Source organism: Okibacterium sp. AC114 (assembly GCF_979253355.1).
The window spans coordinates 2,272,432-2,295,703 of sequence record NZ_CEEDBR010000001.1; the positions used below are offsets into that span (position 1 = coordinate 2,272,432).

Here is a 23,272-nt window from a genome sequence, read left to right on the forward strand (position 1 = left end):
GGGAATCGGTGGCGACGAAGAGCCAGAACTCCAGCGCCGCACACAGCGTCGGCGGTGTCGCACCCTGACCGCAAGCGCTCTAACCGAGGGCGGCCACCCACTCGGTCTGCCCGTCGTCGAAGGACTGTTCCTTCCAGATCGGCACGCGCTCCTTGACGAGGTCGACGAGCAAACCCGCCGCCTCGAAGGCGGGCGCCCGGTGGGCCGAAGCGACGGCCGCGGCGAGGGCGAGGTCTCCGATGCCGAGGTCGCCGACGCGGTGCAGAACGGCGAGCGAGACGTCGGGAAAACGGGCGGCGACGTCGCGTGCGACATCCGCGATGACCGAAGCGGCCGTGGGGTGAGCCGTATAGGAGAGCGTGAGTACGCCTCGACCTTCGTCGTGGTTGCGGACGACACCCGCGAAGGTCACGACGGCCCCGAAACGGTCGTCGGCCACGTGCGTCTCGCACTCCGCGATCGAGATCGGACGGTCGACGACATCGGCGAGCGCCACGACGCCCACGGCGCTCGGGTCAGGCGTCATGCGTGCCGCCGGACAGCTGGTCGAGGGCATGCTCGAGGATCTCGCCCAGCAGTTGCAGGCCGTCCTCGACCCCGCCCGGCGAACCCGGCAGGTTGACGACGAGCGTGTGCCCGGCAACCCCCGCGACCCCGCGGCTGAGCAGCGCACGCGACGACACCTGGGCCCCGCGCCGGCGCAGTTCCTCGGCGAAACCGGGGATCGTCCGGTCGAGTACAGCGGATGTCTGCTCGGGCGTCGCATCGGTCGGCGAGATGCCCGTGCCGCCCGTCGTGACGACGATGTCCACGTCGTCCGCGAGCGCCTGACGCAGCGCGTCGCCCACGGCCGAACCGTCCGCGACCACGAGCGGGTCGGGGGTGTCGAACGCGCGTTGCCGCAGCCACGCCTCGATGAGCGGGCCCGTTCGGTCGATGAAGGTGCCCTCGGCCGCGCTCGTGGAGGCGACGATCACCCGCGCGCGCCCCGCAGCGGCGGCCGAGGGGACGCCGTCGACGACCTCGTCGGGGCCGCCAGAGCCGGGCATGGACAGATCCTCGAGCGACAACGCGCCCGTGCTCGACACGAACGACGACTCGCCGCTGTCCGCCGCGCCAGCGCCGGCACCCGTGCCCCCGCCGGTCGCGGCGTGTTCCCCCGGTGTACCCGCGGCATGACCAGAGGGCGTATCGCCCACGTCATCCGATCGTTCGTCGATCATGACCGGCTCCAATCGCCCGAACGTCCGCCGGACTTCTGTCGCACGAGGATCTCGCCGATGACGGCCTCGCGATCGACGGCCTTGATCATGTCGTAGAGGGTGAGCGCGGTGACGCTGGCGGCCGTGAGCGCCTCCATCTCGACGCCCGTGACACCCGACGTCTTCACCGACGCAAGCACCAGCAGATCGGCCCCCTGCGCTTCGATGTCGATCGTGACCGAGCTGATCGGCAGTGGATGGCACAGCGGGATGAGCGTGGACGTCTGCTTGGCGGCCATGATGCCCGCGATGCGCGCCGTGCCGAGCGCCTCCCCCTTCGGCAACGTGCCCGACGTCACCTGCGCCACCACGTCGGCCCGCGTGTGCAGCACGGCCTGGGCGGTGGCGATGCGCGTCGTCACCGGCTTGTCGCTGACGTCGACCATGTGGGCCGAACCGTCGGGTCGCAGGTGGGTGAGGGGCTGATCAGTCATCGATCCTCCAGGCTTCGAGAGTGTCGCCGGCCGTGACGGATGCCACACCGGCGGGGATGTGCACGAGCAACGCCGAGGCGGCGTAGGCATGCAAGAGATGGGATCCGGGGCCGCCGACGAGCTCGACGCGCCCGTCCTCGCGCAGGCGCCCGCGGCGGATCTGGTGTTTGTCGACGGGCGACGTCGCGTTCTCGGCGATGGTCACGCGCAGGCGCTGACGATGGGATGCTCGAGCCCCGGCGAGTTCGAGCAACACCGGTCTGAGGAACACCTCGAAGGAGATGAGCGCGGACACGGGGTTTCCCGGGAACGTGACGACCGGCATCCCCGTGTCGCGCAGGGCGCCCGACCCCTGCGGACCGCCCGGCTGCATGCGCACGCCCGCGAAGTCGACCCCGGCACCCGCCAGGGTTTCGCGCACCACCTCGTAGGCGCCCGCGCTGACGCCGCCCGTGGTGACGAGCAGATCGGTCTCGGCGCCGAGGCCCGCCAGTTGACGGGAGAATGCCTCGGGATCGTCGGAAACTGCCGCCACCGTGCGCACGTCGGCGCCGACCTCGGCGAGCGCGCGCGTCAGGGCTGCACTGTTGGCGTCGAAGATCTGGCCGGGGCCGAGGGCGTCGCCGGGTTGGCGCAATTCGTGGCCCGTCGAGAGCACCGTGACGCGCACGCGGCGACGCACGGGCACGGTGGCGACGCCGGATGCGGCGAGGACACCCCATTGGGCGGCCCCCAGTCGCGTGCCGGCGGCGAGGAGCAGGCTGCCCGCCGCGATATCGCTTCCGCGAGCGCGACAATACGTGCCGGCGGCGACGGGTCGGGTGAATCGCGCGACGGGCGGGTCCACGGGATCAGAGCCGACGACGGAGGAGCTAGACGACGCCGAAGCGTCACGAGACGAGGCGGCGGCGGGGATCGGGCGCTGCGCCGGCGCGTCAATGTCGACGAAGAACGCGGGCGGATCGACCTGCTCGATGGGCACGACGGCGTCGGCACCCTCGGGGATCGGCGCGCCCGTCATGATCGGCGCGGCCCACCCCCGCTCGAGCGGCCTGCCGGTCGAGCCGGCGGGGATGTGCGGGGCCACCCGCAGCTCCACGGGACGCTCCCCCGAAGCATCCGCCAGATCGTCGCTCACCACGGCGTACCCGTCCATCTGCGAGTTGTCGAACGGCGGCAGATCGATGGGGGCCCGCACGTCGGCGGCCAACACCCGGGCGTCATAGTCATGAGGATGCCTCGACATCCGCTCGGCCGACACCGCCAGATCTTCAGCCCCGAGTCGTGCCGCCAAGGGCGCGAGCAGAACGCGCACGACCTCGCGGTGTTCATCGACCGAACGCACCACCCGAACGGATGCCGGCACCACCCCGTCGCTCATGACCGTCTCGTCTCATAGTCGCCAGGCGGAGGGCCCGCAAGGCTCACCCCGCTCCTCCCCCTATCTTGGCGCGCCCGACGGCCACCCGCATACTTGTTCTGGGCGGTTCGCCGCCCTCCTCGCCCGTGCCACCCGCGCACGCACACGTCTGGAGCACCGTGACCGACACGACATCCCCCACCCTGCACGCCGACATCGCCGTCATCGGCGGCTCGGGCCTCTACCGGCTCTTCGCCGAGGGCACCGCCGAAACCGTCGAGATCGACACCCCCTACGGCCGGCCCTCGAGCCCCGTCACGGTGGGAGAGATGGGCGGGCGCCGCGTCGCGTTCCTCACGCGGCACGGCTCCGACCACTCGGTGCCCCCGCACCTCATCAACTTCCGCGCCAACATCTGGGCGCTGGCCTCGCTCGGGGTCAAGACCATCCTGTCGTCGTCGGCCGTCGGCGGTGTGAGCCCCGAGGTTCCGCCCGGCACGCTCGTCGTCACCGACCAGTACATCGACCGCACGTCGTCGCGCCCCGACACGTTCTACGATCAGGGTGCCGTGCAGCACCTCATGCAGGCCGACCCGTTCTCGCCCGAGCTGCACGCGCTCGCGGTCGAGGCCGTGCGTCAAGATGGCGGGCCCTTCCGCGCCTCGGGCACCTGCGTCGTCATTCAGGGACCGCGTTTCTCCACGCGCGCCGAATCGCTGTGGTTCCGGGCCGCCGGTGCGCACACCATCAACATGACGATGTATCCCGAGGTTCCGCTCGCCGGCGAGCTGAACATCGAGACCATCAACCTCTCCTTCGTGACCGACAGCGACGCGGGCCTGGCACCCGAAGCCGGGGCCGAGAAGGATGAGGATGCGGTGAGCCACCAGCTCGTGCTTCAGCGCCTCGCCGACGCCCAGCCGCGCATCGTTGCCGCGCTCGAGGCGATCATCCGCTCCATCCCCGCCGACTTCGAGCCGCGCGACCAGGTGGCCCCCGACGCCGTGGCCGAGGTTCTCTCGCGCCCGGTTCGACGCGCGGATGCCGGAGCCCACGCCGCCCCCACCGCCGCACTGTGAGCGACGCGATGTCGCCGTCGCCGTCGTCTCCCGGGCGACTGCTCGTCACGGGCGGCGCAGGCTTCATCGGCGGCGCCATCGTGCGCGCGGCCCTCGACGCCGGGTGGCAGGTGCGCATCGCCGACAACCTTCGGGCCGACGTGCACGGCGGGCCGCCCGCCATCGACCCGCGCGCCGAATTCATCCGCGCCGATGTGACCGACCCGCACGCCATGCCCGCCATCCTCGACGGCGTCGACGCCGTGTGCCACCAGGCCGCGAAGGTCGGGCTCGGCGTCGACTTCCAGGACGCGCCCGACTATGTCGGCTCGAACGATCTGGGCACGGCGGTGCTGCTCGCCGCGCTCGATACGGCCGGCATCGACAGGCTCGTCGTCGCCTCGTCGATGGTCGTCTACGGCGAGGGCCGCTACCGCTCGGGCGAGCGTTTCGTGCGCCCCGGCCCGCGGCGCGTCGAGGACCTGGACGCCGGACGGTTCGACCCCCTGGACGACACGACGGGCGAGCCGCTCGAATCCGTGCTGATCGAGGAGGATGCGCCGCTCGACCCGCGCAACGTCTATGCGATCACGAAGCTGACGCAGGAGTACCTCTCCACCTCGTGGGCGCGCAGCACGGGCGGACGTGCGATCGCGCTGCGCTACCACAACGTCTATGGGCCCGGCATGCCGCAGAACACGCCCTACGCGGGGGTGGCGTCACTGTTCCGTTCGGCGCTGGCGCGCGGTGAGGCGCCGCGCGTGTTCGAGGACGGTGGCCAGCGCCGCGACTTCGTGCACGTCGACGACATCGCCGGGGCGAATCTGGCGGCACTGGCAAGGACGGCGGATGCGACATCCGGATCGTTCCGCGCCTATAACGTCGGATCGGGCCACGTGCACACGATCGGCGATATGGCCGAGGCGTTGAGCCGCCATGCGGACGGTCCGGCTCCCATCGTGACCGGCGAGTACCGCCTGGGCGATGTGCGCCACATCACGGCTTCGTCGGAGCGGCTCGCGACCGAGCTGGGCTATCGGGCGCGCGTGGGGTTCGACGACGGTATGCGGGAGTTCGCGACCGCGCCGCTGCGGGATGCCGTGCAGCGGTAGTTTCTGCTGACACGCCGTCGGGCGCGCAGATTTTCGAGCCGACTACTCGGCGGCTGCAACTCGCCTCGACGGGGCCGACGCACCCGAACAGGGGCCACCTCCTCGTCGTTCTGAAATAAGCCTCACGTTCGCCGTTTTCGAGCGCCCAATATGCCCTCGGGCGGTCGCGCAAGCGGGCTACTTTGGCAGGGCATCGCGGATGAGGGAACCGCCGCCCTGCTGAGTAGCCAACGGTTCCGGGGCGGGGGCGCCATGGCCGATCTCACGATCACATATTCAGACATCGACGAAGGAAAGGTGCTCGTCGATCGGGCCGTCGCGGCCTACATCGCGGGTGTGACGGTGCCGCTGCTTCTCGCGCGCATGCGCATGGCGTCAACCGAAACGATCGGGTCGGCGGTGGTGGCGCGGGCGATGCAGAGCGCGGGGCACGCCGTGCAGATGATGGGCGCCGGTCTCGAACCCGTCAAAGGGCACAATGCGGTCGGCGGAAGTGAAACCGACGATCAGCGAAAGTACTTCGGCCCCCGCACCGAGAGCCTCCGCAATATCCAGAGAATCGTTCGTGGCCAGTCCGTCACGGAGGGAATGCGTAATGATCCGCACCCGCGTCTGGTGTACGACCGATGACGAGGACCAGCACAGTTGCAGCAATTTTTATGGTCCTCGCTCTGTCGGGATGTAGCTCGACGGAGCGCTCGATCGAACACAAGCAAGGAAGCCCTGAATCCGTGATGACGCCCGAAGAAGCTCGCGCCGAAATGCACACCCTGCTCGAGAACGCGTCGAGCGTCCTCGGCGGCGAGTGGTACATCGAAGAGAGCGCACTCCCGGAGATGTGCGACGTCGCCGGTGAAGACGACGGCGTGTACTGGACCGGTGGGCGACGGCAAGAAGGCCTCACAGACATCGACGGCCCCACCGAACGGATGCTCCACTACTGGCAAGCCCAAGGGTTCGCACTCGAAACGGCCTCTTTCGCGCCCGGGCACCGCGCCATCGTCGCCACCGCTCCGAGCGGCGCGGTGCTGGATTACAGTTTCGATTCCGGAGCCATAGTCATCTCCGTAGAGGGCGCCTGCGTGCCTGGCGACTGGCACGATATCGATGAGGAGATCTCCAAGACGCTTCCTGATCCATACGAGGAGTACTACGGCACCCCGGCCCCGACACCACCGCGGACACACACCCCCAGAAGTCCGGGTAACCTCGGCGGGCATGAGCGGGCCGGTGAGGGCCAGCACGCGAGTTCCGTTCCCGCTTCCGAGAGACCCAACACGACTCCGCGCGAGCGATCAGCCCACGTTCACCGTGATGGTGTGGAGGCCCGTGGCGCCGTCGGGGAGCACGCCCGCGAGGGCTTCGGTCTGCTGCTGGCCCGTGGTGTCGGTGGAGCGCACCTGCACCTGGTGCTGGCCGGCCGAGGCATCCCATTCGTAGACCCATTGCACCCAGGTGTCGGGGCCGACGGTGTCGGCGAGGCGGGCCGGCTGCCACGGGCCGTCGTCGATGCGCACATCGACCGCGCGGATGCCCGTGTGCTGCGCCCACGCCACACCCGCGACGGCCGTGCGCCCCGGGGCGATCTTGCCGAGTTGCCGCGGCGTGTCGATGCGCGACGACTGTTTGATCGGGCCGCGCTCGCCCCAGCCGCGGTCGGTCCAATAGGCGGTTTCGGCCGCGAACGTCGTCACCGTCAGCTCGACCACCCACTTCGTCGCGGACACGTAGCCATACAACCCCGGCACCACCATGCGCACCGGGAAGCCGTGTTCGAGCGGCAGCGGCTCACCGTTCATGCCGACCGCCAGCATCGCCTCTCGGCCCTCTTCCTGCAGCACCTCGAGCGGGGTGGATGCCGTGAAACCGTCCTCGCTGCGCGACAACACCATGTCGGCTCCCGCCTGCACTCCCGCCTCCGCGAGCAGTTCGCGGATCGGATAGCCCAGCCACACCGCGTTGCCGATGAGGGTTCCACCGACCTCGTTCGAGACGCACGCGAGCGTCGTCGTGTGCTCGATCAGCGGTTTGGCCAGAAGCTCGTCGAAGGTGATCTCGACCTCACGATCGACGAGCCCCGTGACCTTCAGGCTCCAGGCATCAGGGTCGATGTTGGGCACCTGCAGGGCCGTATCGATGCGATAGAACTCCTCGTTCGGAGTGATGTAGGAGACCACGCCGTCGATGTCGAGGTCGGCACCGGCCGGAGCGGGGGCCTCGGTCGTCGCGGCGGCGGGCAGCGTGATCTTGGCGCGCAGATCTGAGACGTAGGTGACGGCCTGGTTGAAGGCCCGCGCGCCGGCCCCGGCGGCCGCCGCAGCGACGCCGGCGATGAGGGTCAGGCCGAGAAACTTGCGACGGTCGAGCTGGGCGAGCCCGCCCGAACGCGCGACAGCGCCCCGCTCACGGGCCGCCGATTCGCGCCAGTCGGCGAGCGCCCGCACGGCCTGCCGCAGCAGTACGGCGCCCGCGATCATGCCGACGACGGTGGGGATGGCATCCACACCCGTCGCCTCGGGTCGGGTCGTCACGGCGACCGCGGCGACGGCCGAGACCGCGACGAGGATAACGACGCCCCACGGCGCGCGACGATATTGCGCGAGACCGGCCGCGGCGGCGAGAAGCAGCACGACAACGGCGAGAACACCGAGCAGGACGACTTTGTCGGCGGTGCCGAACGCCTGGATGACGGCATCCTTCAGCCAGCCGGGGACGAGGTCGATGACCCACGCGCCCACCGCGAACAACGGGCTGCCCGCCAGGCCGAGGAACACCGCGATGACTTCGGCGACGGCGAGCACCACGATGGCCGAGACGATGCCCGCGAGCGCAGCCCACCAGGTGGCCGGGTCACGAAACAGCGGAAGACGTGGGCCAGCGTCGAGTTCACCCGAGCCCGAGCTCCGGCCGAGGCTGCCGGCGCGAGCGCCTGAGCCATGGACGCCGGACCTCTCGCCGCCACGTTCATCGATGCTGGGGCCGGCACCGGAAGCGCTGCCCCCGCGGGCCGCGACGCCCGAGTCGCCCCCGACGTTACGCCCCCGGCCCGCGTCGCCCGCGTCGCCCACGGCCAGCGAGTCCCACGTGGTCGCCGGGTCCGCCCGCTCGTCGTCTGTGCTCATCGCCTCAGAATAAGTCGCCCCGCTGCGTTTCGACGCCCGTCGAGCGGTTGTCAAGGCCAACTCCCGGTGCACGGATGCCACACCGCTTGCTTGTACTCTCAGAAAATGGTTCAGCCCCGAGTCGACGTCATCTTCCCCTGTTTGAACGAGGAAGGCTCGCTGCCCTGGATCATGTCCCGCCTGCCGGAGGGTTACCGCGCCATCGTCGTCGACAACGGCTCGACTGACCGGTCGGCCGAGGTCGCCCGCGAGCACGGAGCCGTCGTCGTCTCGGAAGCGCGCCGGGGCTTCGGTTCGGCGGCCCACACGGGTCTGCTCGCCGCATCCGCACCCATCGTGGCGTTCTGCGACGCCGACTCCTCGATGGACCCCGCCGATCTGCCGCTGGTCGTCGATCCGGTCGAGCGCGACGACGTCGACCTGATGCTCGGGCGCCGACGCCCGACAACCGCCCGATCGTGGCCCCTGCACGCCCGTGCCGCCAACCTCGCGCTGTCGTTCCTCATCCGCCGACGCGCGCATGTGGACATCCACGACCTCGGCCCGATGCGAGCCGGCCACCGCGAGCGCCTGCTCGCCCTCGACCTGCAGGACCGCCGCAGCGGCTACCCGCTCGAGATGGTGTTGCGCGCGAAAGCCAAGGGGTGGCGCATCGAAGAAACCGACACCCCCTACACGGAACGCGTCGGCCGCTCGAAGGTGACCGGAACCCTGAAGGGCACCGTGGTCGCCATCCAAGACATGTCCCGCCTGCTGAGAGAGGTGCGCCGCCCGTGACCACGCTGATCGTCATCGCGAAAGAGACCATTCCCGGCAAGGTGAAAACGCGCCTGCATCCGCCGCTGAGTTACGAGGAGGCCGCCGAGGTCGCCGCCGCCGCCATCCAGGACACGCTCGCCGCGGCCAGCGCCGTCGACGTTGATCGCCGCATCCTGTACTTCGATGGAAACCTTTTCCCGCCGGGCTCCGAAGACTATGAGGTAGTACCTCAAGGAACAGGAGACCTCGACGTGAGGCTGGCGCACATTTTCGATCACTGCACGGGTCCGACCGTGCTGATCGGCATGGACACGCCCCAGCTCGACGCCCAGGTTCTGCGCGACATGTTCGCGCGGTGGGCCGCCGAAGACGAAGACGAAGCCACGGATGCCGCCACCACCGACGTCTTCTTCGGCTTCGCCAACGACGGCGGCTTCTGGACACTCGGCATGCGTGAACCCGACGGCTCGCTCATTCGCGGCGTGCCCATGTCACAGGACGACACCGGCCGCGTGCAACTCGACCGCCTCGAAGCGGCCGGCCTCAGCGCGAGCCTCGTCCCGGAACTCGTCGACGTCGACACCATCGACGACGCGCGCACCGTGGCGACCATCGCCCCGCACACGCGTTTCGCCGAAACTCTGCGCCGCATCGAGGGCGCTACCTCCGCCACCGCCGAAGGAGCCCGCCATGAGCACGACCGAAACTGACCGTTCGGATGATTTCGCCACCCCCACCGTCCCGGCCACCTTCGGTTCGGGCGGCGGCGAGCCCTATGCCCGGGCGCTTCGCCACGACGACGAGGTGCTCTACCTGCGTGAGACGGCGAGCGATTCGCCCCGGCATCCGGCGCCGTTCGACGTGTCGAAGTGGAGCGCCGACGCGGATGCCACCGACCGCGACGTGCTGACGCGAGCGACGGGCCCCGTGCTCGACATCGGCTGCGGCCCGGGTCGCATGGTGAAAGCCGCCGCCGACGCCGGTTTCGAGGCCTTCGGCATCGACGTGTCGCCCGCGGCCCTCGAGATCGCCGAGGCGGCCGGACTCGACGTGCTGCGCCGCTCGGTCTTCGACCCGCTGCCGCGTGAAGGTGCGTGGGGCACGGCGCTGCTGCTCGACGGCAACATCGGCATCGGCGGAGACCCGAGCGCCCTGCTCGCGCGTGTCGCCGAGCTGCTGGCGCCGCACGGGCGCGTCATCGTCGAGACCCATCCCGACGACGACCACGACCGCGCCTTCGAGGGCGCCGTCGTCAACGGCCACGGCCACCAGAGCGACCCGTTCCCTTGGGCCGAGATCGGCCAGCGCGCCCTGACTACCCGCGCCGCCCACGCCGGCCTCGTACCGGACCAGAACTGGGTGGCCGACGGCCGCACGTTCGTGTCGCTGGCGCTCGACGCCTCCTAGGCTTTACGCGCGCGGCGGGCGCACGTTGCTGTGGCTGCGTCCCCCGCGCCGCGTGCGCCGCACGAGCATGATGCTGCCGACGATCACGATCGCGGCGAGCACGGCCCACATGATCACGAGGTTCTGCGCATAGTCCAGCGGCACGACGGTCGCGTTCTTCGGCCCGCGCTGTTGCACGGCGACCTCGGGCAAGAACATGAGCGTGAAGAGGCATCCGATGACCACGGCGCCCTGCACGAGCGCGATCACGGTCCAGGGCACGCGATGCCCGGCCCGTCGCATGAGGAGGCCGACGCCCACGAGCAGCGGCGACAGCACGGCATCGTGCAGCACGATCGCGCCGATGAGCCACACGGCCACGCCGATCAGCTGGTTCGGCCTCGGCTGCAGCATGACGAGCGTGTAGCCGCCGAAACCGATGAGGGCCACGCCCAGGGCGATGAGGATGCCTCGCACAACGGTGACGCCACGCCCCACGCTCTCGGGGGCTTCTGCCACGACTCCGGTCATGAGGTCACTTCCAGTCGGCTCAGCCATTTGGTTTGCAGCACACCGGGGCGACCGGGCGCGATCATGCGCGCGGGGTAGCCGTGGTCGATGTCGAGCGGTTCGCCGTTGAGCTGCACGGCCACCAGGGTCAAAGGATCGTTCACGTATTCGGGGCCCATCGTCATCACGCCGTAGCGCGAATTCGTCTCGAGGCTGGTGGCCTTGAAAGCGTCGGCGGATGTCGCGCCCACGAGCGCCGCCAACTCGCTCATGCGCACGCCCCTCCAGCTGGCCATCTGGCTCCACCCCTCGACGCATGCGATGGGCAGGTCGACGGCGGTCTGCGGCATACCCGTCAGGTCGGCGTAAGTGAGGTCGATGCTGCGGTCGCCGTTGGCGATGGTCAGCGTCCAGCCCGGGTCGACGGCCGTCTCGGTGACCTTCGCGGCAGCGGCCGTGCGGTTGATGGGCAGCGACTGCGGGCCGATGCCGGCCTTGCGCGGCGCGAAGGCGTTGAGGCGGTCGAGCACGCGGAACGACTGGCCGCCCGTTAATGCCACGAGGGCCGCGGCCGCGACGGCGAGCGTGGCGACGAAACCGCGCCGGCTGACGGCCTTGTCCGGAGCGGGGGTCGTGTCGATCCAGTCGAAGACCCGCCCGGTGATCCCGCGAGCGGCGAAGGGTGCACTCGCCGCGCGAGCATCCGCCATCTCTTGACCGATTTCGGCATCCTGACGCCCGCTGGCGAGAACCGGCTCACCCTCTGGCATGCGCCCCTTGAACCAGTACCGCCTGATCACGGGCAGCTTCACCGCGATGTGAATAGCGAGCGACCCGATGATCACGTAGGCGAGGGCGTAGTGCACCTGCCGGAAGCCGAATGGCCAGATGTAGAGCTGAAAAGTGTTCAGCAACCCGATCGTGATCTCGACGAGCGACGCCCCGACGAAGAGCGCGATCGACCCGCGCTCGAGCAGGTCGACGGCGCCGCCCTTCTTCAGGCTGCGCACGGGCGGGTACTGGAACAGGTCGGGGAACACCACGTAGAGCTTGCCGAGCAGCAGCGGGAAGCACAGGATGCCGGCCGTGATGTGGATGCCCTGCGTCACCTGGTAGAGCCACAGGGGGCGCGTGGTGAAGGTCATCCAGGCCAGCGGCTCCTGCAGGAAGTGGCTGTAGAGCCCCGTGCCGAAGCAGATCAGGAACGCGAGGCCGAGCAGCCGGCCGGTGACGGTGGCCATGCGCGGGTTGCGCGAGGGCGAGTCGATGCTGCGGCGCAGTCGATAGAGAAGGAATCGCATGCCGGTCCCTTCGTCGAGCGCGTCTGCGCGGTGTGGCTCTGAGCCTAGGCGGGCGGATGCCTGCCGACACGTATTGCTGACCTTTATTCGTCACCGTGGCCATTCGGGATGGGTCTCGGCCGGCTTTTCCTTCAAGATGGGGACGTGCGTATCGCTCTCACCGCCGTTCTCCTGGCGGCATCCACCGTTCTGACGGCTTTCACGGTGCTGAATCTGGGCGTCTACAGCGACGACGACCGCCCGGCCATGGCGTGGGCGACCTACACGCTGTGGGCCCTGTTCGCGCTGTCGATCTGGGCGCTGAAGGGCGTGCGCGGCCGCGCGGTGACGGCCCTCGTGCTCATCGGATGCGCGGTGCTCGGCGCCGCGGCCATGGCGGGTCCGCCCAACACGAGCACCGATTCGGCGCGGTATGCCTGGGACGGAATCGTGCAGAACGCGGGCATCTCTCCCTACAAATACGTGCCCGCCGACCCGGCCCTCGCCGAGCTGCGCACCGACTGGCTGTTCCCGGCGCCGACGGTCGCGGCCGACGGTTCCGAGAGCTGTGACGGCGAGCGCATCTCGAAGACGCGCGAGGTCGGCACGGGCGAGGTGCTGTGCACGGCCATCAACCGCCCGCAGGTGCCGACGATCTATCCGCCGCTCGCCGAGATGCTGTTCGCGGGGGTGCGCTTCTTCGTCGGCCCCTCGGCCGAGTATTGGCCACTCCAAGCCGTCGGGCTGCTCTTCGTGCTGGGCACGGCCGCGTTGCTGCTGCGGGCCCTGCGCCGGCGCGGTCTGCCGGGCTGGCAGGCGGCGCTGTGGGCGTGGTGTCCGCTCGTCTTGGCCGAGGGCGTCACGAACTCGCACGTCGACCTCGTCGGGGCCGTGCTCATCCTCGTGGCCACGCTGTCGGTCACGATCGGCCGACGCGCGCTCGGAGGTGTGGCCCTGGGCGGCGCCATAGCCGTCAAACTCATCCCGGTGATCGCGGCCCCCGCCCTCTTGCGCCGCCAGGGTTGGAAGGTCGTCGTCGCGGCCGTCGCCACGTTCGCCGTGCTCTACATCCCCTACATCCTGTCGACCGGCATCGGCGTGCTCGGCTATCTGCCCGGCTACCTCAGCGAAGAGGGTTATGAGGATGGCAGCAGATTCGGTCTCATCTCCCTGTTCGCCCCGGGCAGCGCGGCGTTGCCCGTCGCGGCCATCCTGCTCGTGGTCACGGCCGTGGCCGTCATCGTGGCGACCGACCCAGAACGGCCGTGGGTGGCGCAGCTGGTCATGATCGGCGTGACGCTCCTCATCGTGAGCCCGCGCTACCCCTGGTACGCCCTGCTGCTCGTGCCGTTCATCGCCATGAGCGGGCGGTGGGAGTGGTTCGTGATCGGCCTCTCGATTCTCAACCGGCAGATCTTCCCGAGCCTCGCGGTGCAGCGGTGGGGCATCGCGGTGTCGATCGTCGTGCTGGTGGCGGTGTCGTGGTGGCGTCAGGGGCCGGATGCTCCGCAACAGCTGTGGCGCAGCATCCGTCGTCGGCTGCCGGGGCGTCGAAAAGATGTCGCAACCGACTCGAGTGTTGCCGCGAGGACGCCCGACGTGGCGGATCGACCCGATGTCGCTTAGCCTCAACCTGTGACCGTCTCTCTCGGAGTACCCGCCGTGCCGGCTGCCGGCGCGGGCCGTGGAGCGCCCGAGCCGGTCGCTCTCGCGTCTCTCGGCTCAACCGCCTCGCGCGCGGCCGCCACCCCGGTGGGTCTCGGGCTCGGCCCGATCGTGCACGCCGGAGCGCGCCCCGCGGCGTCCGGCCTGGTCGACCGTTGGAACCGCTCGGCCACCGACCTGCGCATCTCGCTCACCGAGCGCTGCAACCTGCGCTGCACCTACTGCATGCCCGCCGAGGGCCTGCCCACCAAACCCGCCGCCGCGCTCATGCAGGCCGACGAAGTGGTGCGGATGTCTCATATCGCCGTCTCGCTGCTGGGGGTGCGTCAGCTGCGCTTCACGGGCGGCGAACCGCTTCTCCGCGCCGACCTGGCCTCGATCATCGCGGCGTGCTCCGCGCTCGAGCCGCGCCCCGAGGTCTCGCTCACGACCAACGCGATCGGCCTGTCGTCGCGCGCGGCCGGGCTCGCCGCCGCGGGCCTCGACCGCATCAACGTGTCGCTCGACACCGTGCACGCGGCGACTTTTCTCGAGGTCACGCGCCGCCCGTTCCTCGAGCGCGTGCTCGACGGCATCGAGAAGGCGGCCGAGGCGGGTCTCGGCCCCATCAAGATCAATGCCGTGCTGCTGCGCGGCGTAAACGACGGCGAGGCGGCCGAGCTGCTGGCGTGGTGCCTCGAGCGCGGCTACCAGCTGCGTTTCATCGAGCAGATGCCTCTCGACGCCGATCACACGTGGAGCCGTTCCGATATGGTAACGGCCACCGAGATTCGAGCCCGTCTCACCGAACGCTTCACGCTCACGCCCCACGAGGCCCCGCGCGACGGCGCCCCCGCCGAACTCTTCCGGGTGTTCGACCGCTCGGGCGTCGAGCTCGGCACGGTCGGCATCATCGCGTCGGTGTCCGAACCGTTCTGCGCCGACTGCCGCCGCACGCGCCTCACGGCCGACGGCCGCGTGCGCAGCTGCCTCTTCTCGCACACCGAGACCGATCTGCTCACCCCGATGCGCGCCGGCGCCTCCGACGCCGAGGTCGCCGACCTGTGGCGCGAAGCCATGTGGGGCAAACCCGCCGGGCACGGCCTCGACAACCCCGACTTCGTGCAGCCCGCCCGCAGCATGAGCGCGATCGGCGGCTGACGCGTGACCACCCGAGCGGATGCCTCCGCCACAGCCCTGCGCGTCAGCCTGCGCTTCTTCGCTGCCGCGCGCGCCGCCGTCGGTCGCGACACCGCCGAGGTCGACCTTCCGGCGGGCTCCACCATCGCGGATGCCCTCGCGGCGGTTGCTGGGCAACTCGCGGCACCGTCATCCCCCGTCGCTGACGCAGCCCCGGCACCAGCCCCTGCGGCGGCCTCGACCTCGACCGACGCCATCGCCGTCACTCACGCCGAAGCAGTTTTCGGGCGCTGCTCGTTCCTCGTCAACGGGGTGGCGGTCACCGACCACGCCCGCACCCTCGCGGCGGACGACCGGATCGACGTCATGCCGCCCTTCGCCGGCGGCTGAGCCGAGCTCTCAGTAGCGCGGCAACTCGGGTTCGACCTCGTCGACCCAGGCCAGGATGCCGCCCCGCAACGACCGCGCGTCGACCCCGTGTTCCCGCAGCTCCCGCACGGCGCGGGCCGAGCGGACGCCCGACTTGCACAGCACGACCACGGGCGTTCCGGCATCCACCCCGCGTCGGCGCAGGCCCTCGACGAGCGCCTCGGGGTCGAGCCAGGATGAGCCCGCGATGGACACGATGTCGCGCTCGAACGGCTGACGCACGTCGACGAGTTCGATACCCGCATCCGCGTCGCGCAGAAGCGCCGCCAACTCGCGCGGCTCGATGAGTGGCACGCTCGCATCGACGGGCGCTCGATCAGCTGACGCACCCGTGGCGCCGTCACCCCACCGCTCGTGCCACTCGTCGAGCGTGATGGGCCGACGGGCGTCATCGCGGCGCAGCTCGAACTCGCGCCAGGTGCCGGCCAGGGCGTCGAAGTTCTGCACGCGCCCGAGCAGCACGTCCCCCACGCCGGCCACGAGTTTGATCGTCTCGGTCGCCATCATCGAACCGACGAGGCCACACACGGCGCCAAGCACGCCGGCATCCGAACACGAGAGAACGTCGTCGTCGTTCGGCGCGACAGGCAACAGGTCGCGGTAGTCGAGCGACCGCCCCTTTGGGGCTCCCTGCCAGAACACGCTCACCTGCGCGTCGTAGCGCAGTACCGAGCCCCAGACATAGGGCTTGCCGAGCACGGCCGCGGTGTCATTGGCGAGATAGCGGGTGAAAAAGTTGTCGGTTCCATCGACGATGACGTCGTAGCGCGCGAAGAGGTCGAGCGCGTTCTCGGGCGTCAGCCGCACGGGGTGCACCTCGACGCGTACGTCGGGGTTGATGGCGCACATGGCCTGGGCCGCCGACTCCGCTTTGGGCATGCCGACCGTGGCCGTCGAGTGGATGACCTGACGCTGAAGATTGCTCACATCCACGGTGTCGTCGTCCAGCACTCCCAGGGTTCCGATGCCCGCCGCGGTAAGGTAGTGCAGCACGGGTGAGCCGAGACCCCCGGCCCCCACCACCAGCACACGCGCGTTCGAGAGCCGTCGTTGACCGGTGAGTCCGAGGCCGGGCAAGGCAACATGACGTGAGAAACGTTCGAGTTGGGCAGGGCTGAGCGCCGGCCCGGGTTCCACTAGCGGAGGCAGAGAATTCATGACTGACCTTCCTCGCGCACACTCGGCGCGCGGCAGCGACGACCCCAGCCTAACCGCGGGTGACAACGCCGCACCTCAGGCGTCCGACCGTCCCGACGAGCCCGACCACTCCCCCGCCGCATCGTCCCCCGACGAACTCGACGCCGCCATCACGCGCGCGACCCAGGTGTTCGGTGACCCGGCTGACGCCAGCTCCAGCTCCAGCTCCAGCACCAGCTCCAGCACCAGCACCAACGCCAGCACCAACGCGCGCACGGATGCCTCGGCGTCTCCCTCGGCGTACGAGAACCCGGCGAGCGCCCCCTCGCCCGCGGACGACTCTCCGGCGACAGCCGAGACGCCTACCGCAGCACACCGGGACGAAACCTCCGGCGCCCCGGCCGTCGCGGGTGTGGCGACTCCGGCCGCCGCCGCTCAGCGCGCCCAGCCCACCCGCTCAGCAGTCGAGACGACCTCACCCGAAACAGCCTCACCCGAGACTTCCTCCGTCGGCACACCTGCGGCCGAAACATCCGCGGCTGAAACATCCTCGGCCCAAACACCCTCAGCCCAGACACCCGCAGCACAGACACCCTCAGCCCACGCACCCTCGGCCGAGACATCCTCAGCCGCCACCTCGACGAAGACCCCCCGTCGCCCGTCGAAGCGCTCCCCCGCAGCCCCCGGTCGCGGCCGGCGCCTGCGCGACGCCATCCTCGTCGGCCTCGCGGGCCTCCTCGTCTCGGGCGCCTTCCTCTGGGTTCCCTCCGTCTGGTACGACGAGGCCGCCACGGTCACCTCGGCCACGCGCAGCTTCGGCCAGCTCTGGCAGATGGTGCAGACCGTCGACGCCGTGCACGCCGCCTACTACTCGCTCATGCACCTCTGGTTCGACCTGGTCGGCTACAGCCCGTTGACGCTCAGGTTGCCGAGCGCCATCTGCATCGGCCTGTCCTCCGGTTTCATCGTGTGGCTGGGCGGACGCCTCGTCACGCACCGCATCGCCGTGGTGGCGGGCATCCTGTTCTTCCTCATGCCGCGCGTGGCGTGGATGGGAACCGAGGGTCGCTCGTTCGCGCTGACCACGCTCATCGCCATCACGCTCACTCTCGTGCTCGTCTATGCGGTGCGCAGCCGTCGCCGCATCTGGCCCTGGGTCGCTTACGTGATCCTGGCCGTCGGCGGCGTCGCCGTCTTCGCCTACCTCGCCCTCCTGCTCGCGGCCCACGGCGCGACCATGGTGTGGTGGGCGCTCACGCGGCTGCGGGGTAAAGCCCGTGCGGCCAACACCGCCCGCGTCTTCGGATCGTTCCTCGTCGCCGCCGGCATCGCGGCCGCGGGCGCACTGCCACTCGTGCTCGCCATCCGGGCCCAGGCCAAACAGGTCAGCTGGATCGCCCCCATCAGCGACGCCACGCGCGGCCAGATCTTCACGACCCAGTTCTTCACCGAGAATCCCGTTCTCGCGTGGATCGGCTGGCCTCTCGGCGCGGTCGGCGTCGTCATCCTCGCCTGGGGCGGCTGGGTGCGGTTCCGCTCCCCCGCCAAACCGGGCGGCATCGCGGGCGGCGGTCTCACGCTGCTGCAGGTCGCCGTGCCGTGGCTCCTCGTGCCGCTGTCGGGGCTCGTCGTCGCCTCCGAGATCTTCTCGCCGCTGTATTCGCCGCGTTACCTGGCCTTCACCGCTCCCGCGCTCGCTCTGCTGATGGCCGTGCCGATCGTGGCGGTGCTGCGCAAGAAGTGGCAGATCGCCGTCGCCGTCACGGTCATCGCGGCGGTGGCTGCGCCATCCATCGTCTCTCAGCGATTGCCAGAGGCCAAGGACAACTCGGCGTGGTCGCAGGTGGCCGACCTCATCGCGCGCGAGCGTGCCGCCGAGACGGTGGGCACCAAGGATGCCGTGATCTTCGGCCCCGTCAGACGCCACCCCACGGCCACCTCCCGCGTCATCGAGGTCGCCTATCCCGAGGCCTTCGCGGGCATGACCGACATCAACCTCGACACCCCCGGCGCCCTGCGCGGCACCCTCTGGGAGAGCATCTACCCGCTCTCTGAGCGCCTCGACGTGGCCAACGAAGCGGATGTCATCTACCTGATCACCAGCAACAAACGCGACTGGCGCGGCGGCGTGGCTGCACGGCTGGCGCCCTTCGGCTTCTCGATCACCGAGCAGTGGAAGCTCACGGGCGTGAACGTCTTGCGCTTCGAGCGCGTTCCCACCGACGACGGGGATGCCCCCACGCGAGGCGCCCCGCCAGAGGACTACGTCGACCCGTCGCTCACGACGCCGCCCACCGACCCGTTCGGGATGCCGACGCCGCTGCCCGGCGAACCGGGGTCGACGTCGGCTCCCACCGTTCCGGTCGCGACGCCCGCGCCCTAGGCGAAGGCGACGATGATCTCGACCTCGACGGGCGAGTCGAGCGGCAACACGGCGACGCCGACGGCCGAGCGCGCGTGCACGCCCAGGTCGCCGAAGATCTCGCCGAGCACCGTCGAGGCGCCGTTGATGACACCCGGCTGACCGGTGAACTCGGGGGCGGAGGCCACGAAACCCGTGACCTTGACGATCTGGGTCACGCGGTCGAGCGAGCCGATGACGCTCTGCACGGCGGCAAGGGCGTTGAGGGCGGCCGTGCGAGCGAAGTCTTGCGCGTCGGCGGCGGGCACCAGGCCGTGGCCGTCGCCCACCTTGCCCGTGGCCGGCAGCGCGCCCGCGACGAAGGGCAGCTGGCCGGACGTGTAGACCAGGTTGCCCTGCACCACGGCGGGCACGTAGGCGGCGACCGGCGCGGCCACCTCGGGAAGCTCGATGCCGAGCTCGGCGAGCCGGTCGGCGATGACGGGCATCAGGCGCCCGCTCCGGCCTCGGCGACCGGGCGCTTCAGGTAGGCCACGAGGCCGCCTTCCGGTCCGGTAACGATTTGGACGAGCTCCCAGCCGTCGCTGCCCCAGTTGTTGAGGATCGCGGCGGTGTTGTGGATGAGCAGGGGGGTCGTGACGTACTCCCAGCGGGGCATGGTTCTCCTCGTTATTCGGGCACTTTTACAGTTTTGTCGCTTAGGCTCGATCCTATGCCTCAAGAAAAACGTACGGGTAGGGGTGCGCTCGGCGGCCTCCTCGGATTCGTCGGCCTCAGCGTCGCCGCCGGGGTGCTGGTCACCGCCGCTGTCACACCCGCTCTCGCCCTCACCGGCATGACCGCGAACAACGCAATCAGCGTCTTCGACAACCTGCCGAACTACCTCAACGTCGACGCTCCCATGGAGAAGTCGAACATCTACGCAACGGCTGCCGACGGCACGCACGTGCTCCTCGCATCCTTCTTCGACCAGAACCGCGAAGACGTGGCGTGGGAGAACGTCTCGCAGTTCCTGAAAGACGGTGCGGTCTCGGCTGAAGACCCCCGCTTCTACGAGCACGGCGGCATCGACATCATGGGCACGGCCCGTGCCGTCATCAAGACCTACGTGGTCGGTGGCGACACCCAGGGTGGTTCGTCGATCACGCAGCAATACGTGAAGAACGTCCTCGTGCAGCAGGCCGAGCAGATCGCCGACAAAGACAAGCGCGACGCCGCCTACAAAGAGGCCACCAAGACCACGCCCGAGCGCAAGCTGAAAGAGATGCGTCTCGCGGTCGGTGTCGAGAAGAACTACACCAAAGACCAGATCCTCCTGGGCTACCTCAACATCGCCAACTTCGGCGGGCAGAGCTACGGCGTCGAGGCAGCGTCGAAGTACTACTTCGGGGTCTCCTCCAAGGACGTCAACATCCAGCAGGCGGCCACGCTGATCGCCATGCTGAACAACCCCTCGGGTCTGCGCATCGACCGTCCCGACCAGGAGGTCAACGGCGCAGCCGACGGCTACTCGCTGACGAAGGTCCGCCGCGACTACGTCATCGACAAGATGCTCGAAGAGAACAAGATCACACAAGAAGAGCACGACGTGGCTCTCGCGTCGGCGGTCGAGCCCAACATCGTGCAGCCATCATCCGGCTGCCAGACCGCGGGCAACGCGGCCTACTTCTGTGACTACGTGACCTGGGTGATCAAGCGCAACCCGGCCTTCGGCGCCACCGACGAAGAGCGCCTGGCGCTGCTGAAGCGCGGCGGACTCGACGTCTACACCACGCTCGACCTCGACCTGCAGAACTCCTCGCAGGCCGCCATCGACGCCTACATCCCCAAGGCCATGGCCCGCGTCGACATCGGCGCAACGGCCGCCACCGTGCAGCCCGGCACAGGCCGCGTCCTCGCCATGGCGCAGAACAAGAACTACACGGCGGGCGATTCGCCCGACCCGAGCTTCACGGCCGTGAACTACAACACCGACCAGGCCTACGGTGGGTCGACGGGCTTCCCCGTCGGATCGTCCTACAAGGTCTACACGCTGCTCGACTGGCTGAAGAACGGCCACTCGCTCAACGAGACGGTCGACGGCAAGCGCCGCACGTTCACGTCCTTCACCAACACGTGTGAGGGCAACTGGCGTGGCGCGTGGAACCCGCAGAACTTCGACGGATCGAGCCCGGGAGCCATCACGGCAATCGACGCCACCAAGCGAAGCGTCAACTCGGCCTTCGTCGCCATGGCCCAGAAACTCGACCTGTGCGAGATCCGTCAGACCGCCGAGTCCATGGGCGTTCACCGCGCCGACGGCAAGCAGCTCGTCGACTTCCCCGGCTCCATCCTCGGCTCGAACGACATCGCCGGCCTCACCATGGCCGCGTCGTTCGCCGGCATCGCCGCCCAGGGCAAGTACTGCGAGCCCGTCGTCATCGACGAGATCGTCAAGCCCGACGGCGAGAAGCTCACGCCGCCGAACGCCAACTGCAAGCAGGGTGTCACACCCGAGATCGCCAACACGGCGGCCTACGCCATGCAGACCGTCTTCCAGCCCGGTGGAACCGCTGCTGCCACGACCGTGCGCGGCGCTCCCCTGTTCGGCAAGACGGGAACCGCTGACGACGCCCTGCACTCCTGGATCACGGGTGGCACCACCAAGGCCGTCACCTCGCTCTGGATCGGCAACGTCACGGGCGACGCGAGCATGTACAACGTGCGCGTGCTCGGCGGGCAGACCGGCTTCAGCGCCAAGTTCCGCGTCTGGTCGCAGATCATGAACTCGGCCGTTGGCAAATTCGGCGGGGATGCGTTCCCGCAGCCCTCGCAGAGCCTCATCCGCGCCAAGCAGGTCGCGGTGCCCGATGTGCGCGGCAAGTCCGTCGCCGACGCCACCACCACGCTGCAGTCCGCCGGATTCACCGTCGCCACGGGCGAGCCCGTCGCGTCGCAGCTGCAAGAGGGCGTTGTCGCGGCCACCGAGCCCGGCGCCGGTGTGAACGTGTCGGTCGGTTCGACCATCACGCTGCGTCCGTCGAGCGGGCAACCGGCCGAGGTCGCCGTGCCCGACGTGGCTAACCAGAACCAGCAACGAGCCCAGAAGTCGCTCGAAGACGCCGGCTTCGGTGTGCAGTTCATGTGCACCGCCGACCCCGGGGCCCCGAACGACGGGCAGGTGACCGGGCAGAACCCGGCGGCGAACACCAACGCCAATCCCGAGAACACCACGGTCACCGTCGCGTTGAAGAAGAAGAACTGCGGTTGAGTAAAACGCTCCGCCGCACCACCGGAGGGGCCGGGGTCGCCGTAGGCGCCCTGGCCCTCTCCGGGCTTCTGGCCTTCGCCTGGGGGTCGCTCATCGAGCGGCGCCTCTTCACCCTCCGCCGTGTCGAGGTGCCCGTGCTGCCGCACGGCGCCGAGCCCCTCACCATCCTGCATGTCTCCGATCTGCACATGGCGCCCTGGCAGGCCGACAAGCAGCAGTGGGTGCGTGATCTCGCCGAGCTGAAGCCCGACCTGATCGTCGACACGGGCGATAACCTCGGCCACAAAGACGGCATTGCCGGCATCGAGCTGGCGTTCGCCAACTTCGGCGGCGTGCCCGGCGCCTACGTCAATGGCTCGAACGACTACTACGGCCCGGTCAAGAAGAACTGGCTGCGCTACTTCTTCGGGCCGAGCTCCCGCGCCGCCGGCCGCCCCAAGCGCCGCACGCGCGACCTCGACACCGCGCGTCTCGAGCGTTTCTTCACCGATTCGCTCGGCTGGCAGAACCTCAACAACGCCGTCGGTGGCGTGACCATCAAGGGCACCCGGCTCGACTTCTTCGGCGTCGACGACCCGCACATCGGCGTCGACCGCCTCGACCTCCTCACGGGGCTCATCGACGCCCAGCGCGAAGACGAAGACTTCGAAGACGAAGACACGGCCGACGCGCAGCGCACCACGCGAGACATCGTCACCATCGGCGTCGCCCACGCGCCCTACCAGCGCGTGCTCAACTCGTTCGTCACCCACGGCGCCGACCTGATCCTCGCCGGGCACACGCACGGCGGGCAGGTCTGCGTTCCGGGCTACGGCGCGCTCGTCACGAACTGCGACATCCCGCGCGCACAGGTGAAGGGGCTCAGCATCTGGCGACATGCCTGGCGGGCCGCGCACCTGCACGTCTCGGCCGGCCTCGGCACCTCGATCTACGCCCCCGTGCGGTTCGCGTGCCGTCCGGAAGCCACGCTGCTCACGCTCGTTCCGAAGCCGTAGACGTCCGTTCGAGTTTCATAACGAAGACCCCC

The 23,272-nt window shown here is 69.5% G+C and carries 22 protein-coding genes; 12 read left to right on the plus strand and 10 right to left on the minus strand.

Annotation, left to right across the window (positions count from 1 at the left end):
• Positions 1–79: 79 nt before the first annotated feature.
• The 4 genes from ACZ6IE_RS10535 to ACZ6IE_RS10550 are packed head-to-tail and all read right to left on the minus strand — an operon-like array spanning position 80 to position 3,077.
• Positions 80–526 (minus strand): molybdenum cofactor biosynthesis protein MoaE, encoded by a 447-nt coding sequence (locus ACZ6IE_RS10535; RefSeq protein ID WP_464607902.1) that lies wholly within the window; start codon positions 524–526, stop codon positions 80–82.
• Positions 516–1,223 carry a MogA/MoaB family molybdenum cofactor biosynthesis protein gene (locus ACZ6IE_RS10540; protein WP_464607903.1) on the minus strand — a complete coding sequence of 236 codons (708 nt, stop codon included), beginning with the start codon at positions 1,221–1,223 and terminating at the stop codon, positions 516–518. Before ACZ6IE_RS10540 ends, ACZ6IE_RS10535 begins: the two co-directional genes overlap by 11 nt.
• Complete coding sequence (gene moaC / locus ACZ6IE_RS10545) at positions 1,220–1,696, minus strand: cyclic pyranopterin monophosphate synthase MoaC (RefSeq protein WP_464607904.1); 477 nt, start codon at positions 1,694–1,696, stop codon at positions 1,220–1,222. The genes ACZ6IE_RS10540 and moaC overlap by 4 nt, the downstream gene beginning before the upstream one ends.
• On the minus strand, positions 1,689–3,077 hold the full coding sequence (locus ACZ6IE_RS10550) for a molybdopterin molybdotransferase MoeA (protein WP_464607905.1): 1,389 nt from the start codon (positions 3,075–3,077) through the stop codon (positions 1,689–1,691). The genes moaC and ACZ6IE_RS10550 overlap by 8 nt, the downstream gene beginning before the upstream one ends.
• 158 nt (positions 3,078–3,235) lie before the next feature.
• Here ACZ6IE_RS10550 and ACZ6IE_RS10555 point away from each other — a divergent pair, with 158 nt between their 5' ends.
• The 3 genes from ACZ6IE_RS10555 (at position 3,236) to ACZ6IE_RS10565 (ending at position 5,856) form a co-directional block, all read left to right on the plus strand.
• Positions 3,236–4,135: an MTAP family purine nucleoside phosphorylase gene (locus ACZ6IE_RS10555; protein ID WP_464607906.1), complete on the plus strand. Its 900-nt coding sequence runs from the start codon at positions 3,236–3,238 to the stop codon at positions 4,133–4,135.
• A gap of 8 nt (positions 4,136–4,143) precedes the next feature.
• Positions 4,144–5,226, plus strand: a complete 1,083-nt coding sequence (locus tag ACZ6IE_RS10560) for an NAD-dependent epimerase/dehydratase family protein (RefSeq protein ID WP_464608628.1) — start codon at positions 4,144–4,146, stop codon at positions 5,224–5,226.
• A 252-nt stretch (positions 5,227–5,478) separates the two neighbouring features.
• Positions 5,479–5,856: a hypothetical protein gene (locus ACZ6IE_RS10565; RefSeq protein ID WP_464607907.1), complete on the plus strand. Its 378-nt coding sequence runs from the start codon at positions 5,479–5,481 to the stop codon at positions 5,854–5,856.
• A gap of 665 nt (positions 5,857–6,521) precedes the next feature.
• On the opposite strand, the gene ACZ6IE_RS10570 is transcribed toward ACZ6IE_RS10565, so the two are convergent.
• Positions 6,522–8,348: a molybdopterin-dependent oxidoreductase gene (locus ACZ6IE_RS10570; RefSeq protein WP_464607908.1), complete on the minus strand. Its 1,827-nt coding sequence runs from the start codon at positions 8,346–8,348 to the stop codon at positions 6,522–6,524.
• Positions 8,349–8,453: 105 nt separating this feature from the next.
• On the opposite strand from ACZ6IE_RS10570, the gene ACZ6IE_RS10575 reads away from it, so the two are divergent.
• The 3 genes from ACZ6IE_RS10575 to ACZ6IE_RS10585 are packed head-to-tail and all read left to right on the plus strand — an operon-like array spanning position 8,454 to position 10,514.
• Positions 8,454–9,125: a glycosyltransferase family 2 protein gene (locus ACZ6IE_RS10575; RefSeq protein ID WP_464607909.1), complete on the plus strand. Its 672-nt coding sequence runs from the start codon at positions 8,454–8,456 to the stop codon at positions 9,123–9,125.
• Complete coding sequence (locus ACZ6IE_RS10580; protein WP_464607910.1) at positions 9,122–9,817, plus strand: TIGR04282 family arsenosugar biosynthesis glycosyltransferase; 696 nt, start codon at positions 9,122–9,124, stop codon at positions 9,815–9,817. The genes ACZ6IE_RS10575 and ACZ6IE_RS10580 overlap by 4 nt, the downstream gene beginning before the upstream one ends.
• On the plus strand, positions 9,798–10,514 hold the full coding sequence (locus tag ACZ6IE_RS10585) for a class I SAM-dependent methyltransferase (RefSeq protein WP_464607911.1): 717 nt from the start codon (positions 9,798–9,800) through the stop codon (positions 10,512–10,514). Before ACZ6IE_RS10580 ends, ACZ6IE_RS10585 begins: the two co-directional genes overlap by 20 nt.
• A 3-nt stretch (positions 10,515–10,517) precedes the next feature.
• Here ACZ6IE_RS10585 and ACZ6IE_RS10590 read toward each other — a convergent pair whose 3' ends face one another.
• Both ACZ6IE_RS10590 and ACZ6IE_RS10595 read right to left on the minus strand, forming a co-directional pair.
• Positions 10,518–11,024: a hypothetical protein gene (locus tag ACZ6IE_RS10590; RefSeq protein WP_464607912.1), complete on the minus strand. Its 507-nt coding sequence runs from the start codon at positions 11,022–11,024 to the stop codon at positions 10,518–10,520.
• Positions 11,021–12,304 carry a molybdopterin-dependent oxidoreductase gene (locus ACZ6IE_RS10595; RefSeq protein WP_464607913.1) on the minus strand — a complete coding sequence of 428 codons (1,284 nt, stop codon included), beginning with the start codon at positions 12,302–12,304 and terminating at the stop codon, positions 11,021–11,023. The genes ACZ6IE_RS10590 and ACZ6IE_RS10595 overlap by 4 nt, the downstream gene beginning before the upstream one ends.
• Positions 12,305–12,448: 144 nt before the next feature.
• Here ACZ6IE_RS10595 and ACZ6IE_RS10600 point away from each other — a divergent pair, with 144 nt between their 5' ends.
• From ACZ6IE_RS10600 to ACZ6IE_RS10610, 3 genes are read left to right on the plus strand one after another with little or no spacing between them, the layout of a single operon-like run.
• Positions 12,449–13,909: a glycosyltransferase 87 family protein gene (locus ACZ6IE_RS10600; protein ID WP_464607914.1), complete on the plus strand. Its 1,461-nt coding sequence runs from the start codon at positions 12,449–12,451 to the stop codon at positions 13,907–13,909.
• Between the two features lie 9 nt (positions 13,910–13,918).
• On the plus strand, positions 13,919–15,088 hold the full coding sequence (gene moaA, locus ACZ6IE_RS10605; protein WP_464607915.1) for a GTP 3',8-cyclase MoaA: 1,170 nt from the start codon (positions 13,919–13,921) through the stop codon (positions 15,086–15,088).
• Between the two features lie 3 nt (positions 15,089–15,091).
• Entirely contained in the window at positions 15,092–15,457 is a 366-nt protein-coding gene (locus tag ACZ6IE_RS10610; RefSeq protein WP_464607916.1) for a MoaD/ThiS family protein, read from the plus strand.
• 9 nt (positions 15,458–15,466) lie between these two features.
• On the opposite strand, the gene ACZ6IE_RS10615 is transcribed toward ACZ6IE_RS10610, so the two are convergent.
• Positions 15,467–16,654, minus strand: coding sequence for a ThiF family adenylyltransferase (locus ACZ6IE_RS10615; protein ID WP_464607917.1), 1,188 nt, complete (start codon positions 16,652–16,654; stop codon positions 15,467–15,469).
• Here ACZ6IE_RS10615 and ACZ6IE_RS10620 point away from each other — a divergent pair.
• Complete coding sequence (locus ACZ6IE_RS10620) at positions 16,653–19,016, plus strand: glycosyltransferase family 39 protein (RefSeq protein WP_464607918.1); 2,364 nt, start codon at positions 16,653–16,655, stop codon at positions 19,014–19,016. The two genes, ACZ6IE_RS10615 and ACZ6IE_RS10620, sit on opposite strands and share 2 nt — an antisense overlap.
• On the opposite strand, the gene ACZ6IE_RS10625 is transcribed toward ACZ6IE_RS10620, so the two are convergent.
• Both ACZ6IE_RS10625 and ACZ6IE_RS10630 read right to left on the minus strand, forming a co-directional pair.
• The gene (locus tag ACZ6IE_RS10625; RefSeq protein WP_464607919.1) at positions 19,013–19,483 is read right to left on the minus strand and encodes a RidA family protein; all 471 of its coding nucleotides are present in this window, start codon (positions 19,481–19,483) and stop codon (positions 19,013–19,015) included. The genes ACZ6IE_RS10620 and ACZ6IE_RS10625 overlap by 4 nt on opposite strands.
• A complete protein-coding gene (locus ACZ6IE_RS10630; protein WP_143459285.1) occupies positions 19,483–19,653 on the minus strand; it encodes a DUF4177 domain-containing protein in 171 nt (56 codons plus the stop codon). Before ACZ6IE_RS10630 ends, ACZ6IE_RS10625 begins: the two co-directional genes overlap by 1 nt.
• Positions 19,654–19,707: 54 nt before the next feature.
• Between ACZ6IE_RS10630 and ACZ6IE_RS10635 the strand changes: the two genes are divergently transcribed.
• Entirely contained in the window at positions 19,708–22,245 is a 2,538-nt protein-coding gene (locus ACZ6IE_RS10635) for a transglycosylase domain-containing protein (protein WP_464607920.1), read from the plus strand.
• A complete protein-coding gene (locus ACZ6IE_RS10640) occupies positions 22,242–23,240 on the plus strand; it encodes a metallophosphoesterase (RefSeq protein WP_464607921.1) in 999 nt (332 codons plus the stop codon). Before ACZ6IE_RS10635 ends, ACZ6IE_RS10640 begins: the two co-directional genes overlap by 4 nt.
• Positions 23,241–23,272: the final 32 nt, after the last annotated feature.

Coding starts and splice junctions, on each gene's coding strand:
- ACZ6IE_RS10535 (WP_464607902.1), bottom strand. CDS start 526: ATGACGCCTGACCCGAGCGCCGTGGGCGTCGTGGCGCTCGCCGATGTC.
- ACZ6IE_RS10540 (WP_464607903.1), bottom strand. CDS start 1,223: ATGATCGACGAACGATCGGATGACGTGGGCGATACGCCCTCTGGTCAT.
- moaC (WP_464607904.1), bottom strand. CDS start 1,696: ATGACTGATCAGCCCCTCACCCACCTGCGACCCGACGGTTCGGCCCAC.
- ACZ6IE_RS10550 (WP_464607905.1), bottom strand. CDS start 3,077: ATGAGCGACGGGGTGGTGCCGGCATCCGTTCGGGTGGTGCGTTCGGTC.
- ACZ6IE_RS10560 (WP_464608628.1), top strand. CDS start 4,144: ATGTCGCCGTCGCCGTCGTCTCCCGGGCGACTGCTCGTCACGGGCGGC.
- ACZ6IE_RS10565 (WP_464607907.1), top strand. CDS start 5,479: ATGGCCGATCTCACGATCACATATTCAGACATCGACGAAGGAAAGGTG.
- ACZ6IE_RS10570 (WP_464607908.1), bottom strand. CDS start 8,348: ATGAGCACAGACGACGAGCGGGCGGACCCGGCGACCACGTGGGACTCG.
- ACZ6IE_RS10575 (WP_464607909.1), top strand. CDS start 8,454: ATGGTTCAGCCCCGAGTCGACGTCATCTTCCCCTGTTTGAACGAGGAA.
- ACZ6IE_RS10585 (WP_464607911.1), top strand. CDS start 9,798: ATGAGCACGACCGAAACTGACCGTTCGGATGATTTCGCCACCCCCACC.
- ACZ6IE_RS10590 (WP_464607912.1), bottom strand. CDS start 11,024: ATGACCGGAGTCGTGGCAGAAGCCCCCGAGAGCGTGGGGCGTGGCGTC.
- ACZ6IE_RS10595 (WP_464607913.1), bottom strand. CDS start 12,304: ATGCGATTCCTTCTCTATCGACTGCGCCGCAGCATCGACTCGCCCTCG.
- ACZ6IE_RS10620 (WP_464607918.1), top strand. CDS start 16,653: ATGACTGACCTTCCTCGCGCACACTCGGCGCGCGGCAGCGACGACCCC.
- ACZ6IE_RS10615 (WP_464607917.1), bottom strand. CDS start 16,654: ATGAATTCTCTGCCTCCGCTAGTGGAACCCGGGCCGGCGCTCAGCCCT.
- ACZ6IE_RS10625 (WP_464607919.1), bottom strand. CDS start 19,483: ATGCCCGTCATCGCCGACCGGCTCGCCGAGCTCGGCATCGAGCTTCCC.
- ACZ6IE_RS10630 (WP_143459285.1), bottom strand. CDS start 19,653: ATGCCCCGCTGGGAGTACGTCACGACCCCCCTGCTCATCCACAACACC.
- ACZ6IE_RS10635 (WP_464607920.1), top strand. CDS start 19,708: ATGCCTCAAGAAAAACGTACGGGTAGGGGTGCGCTCGGCGGCCTCCTC.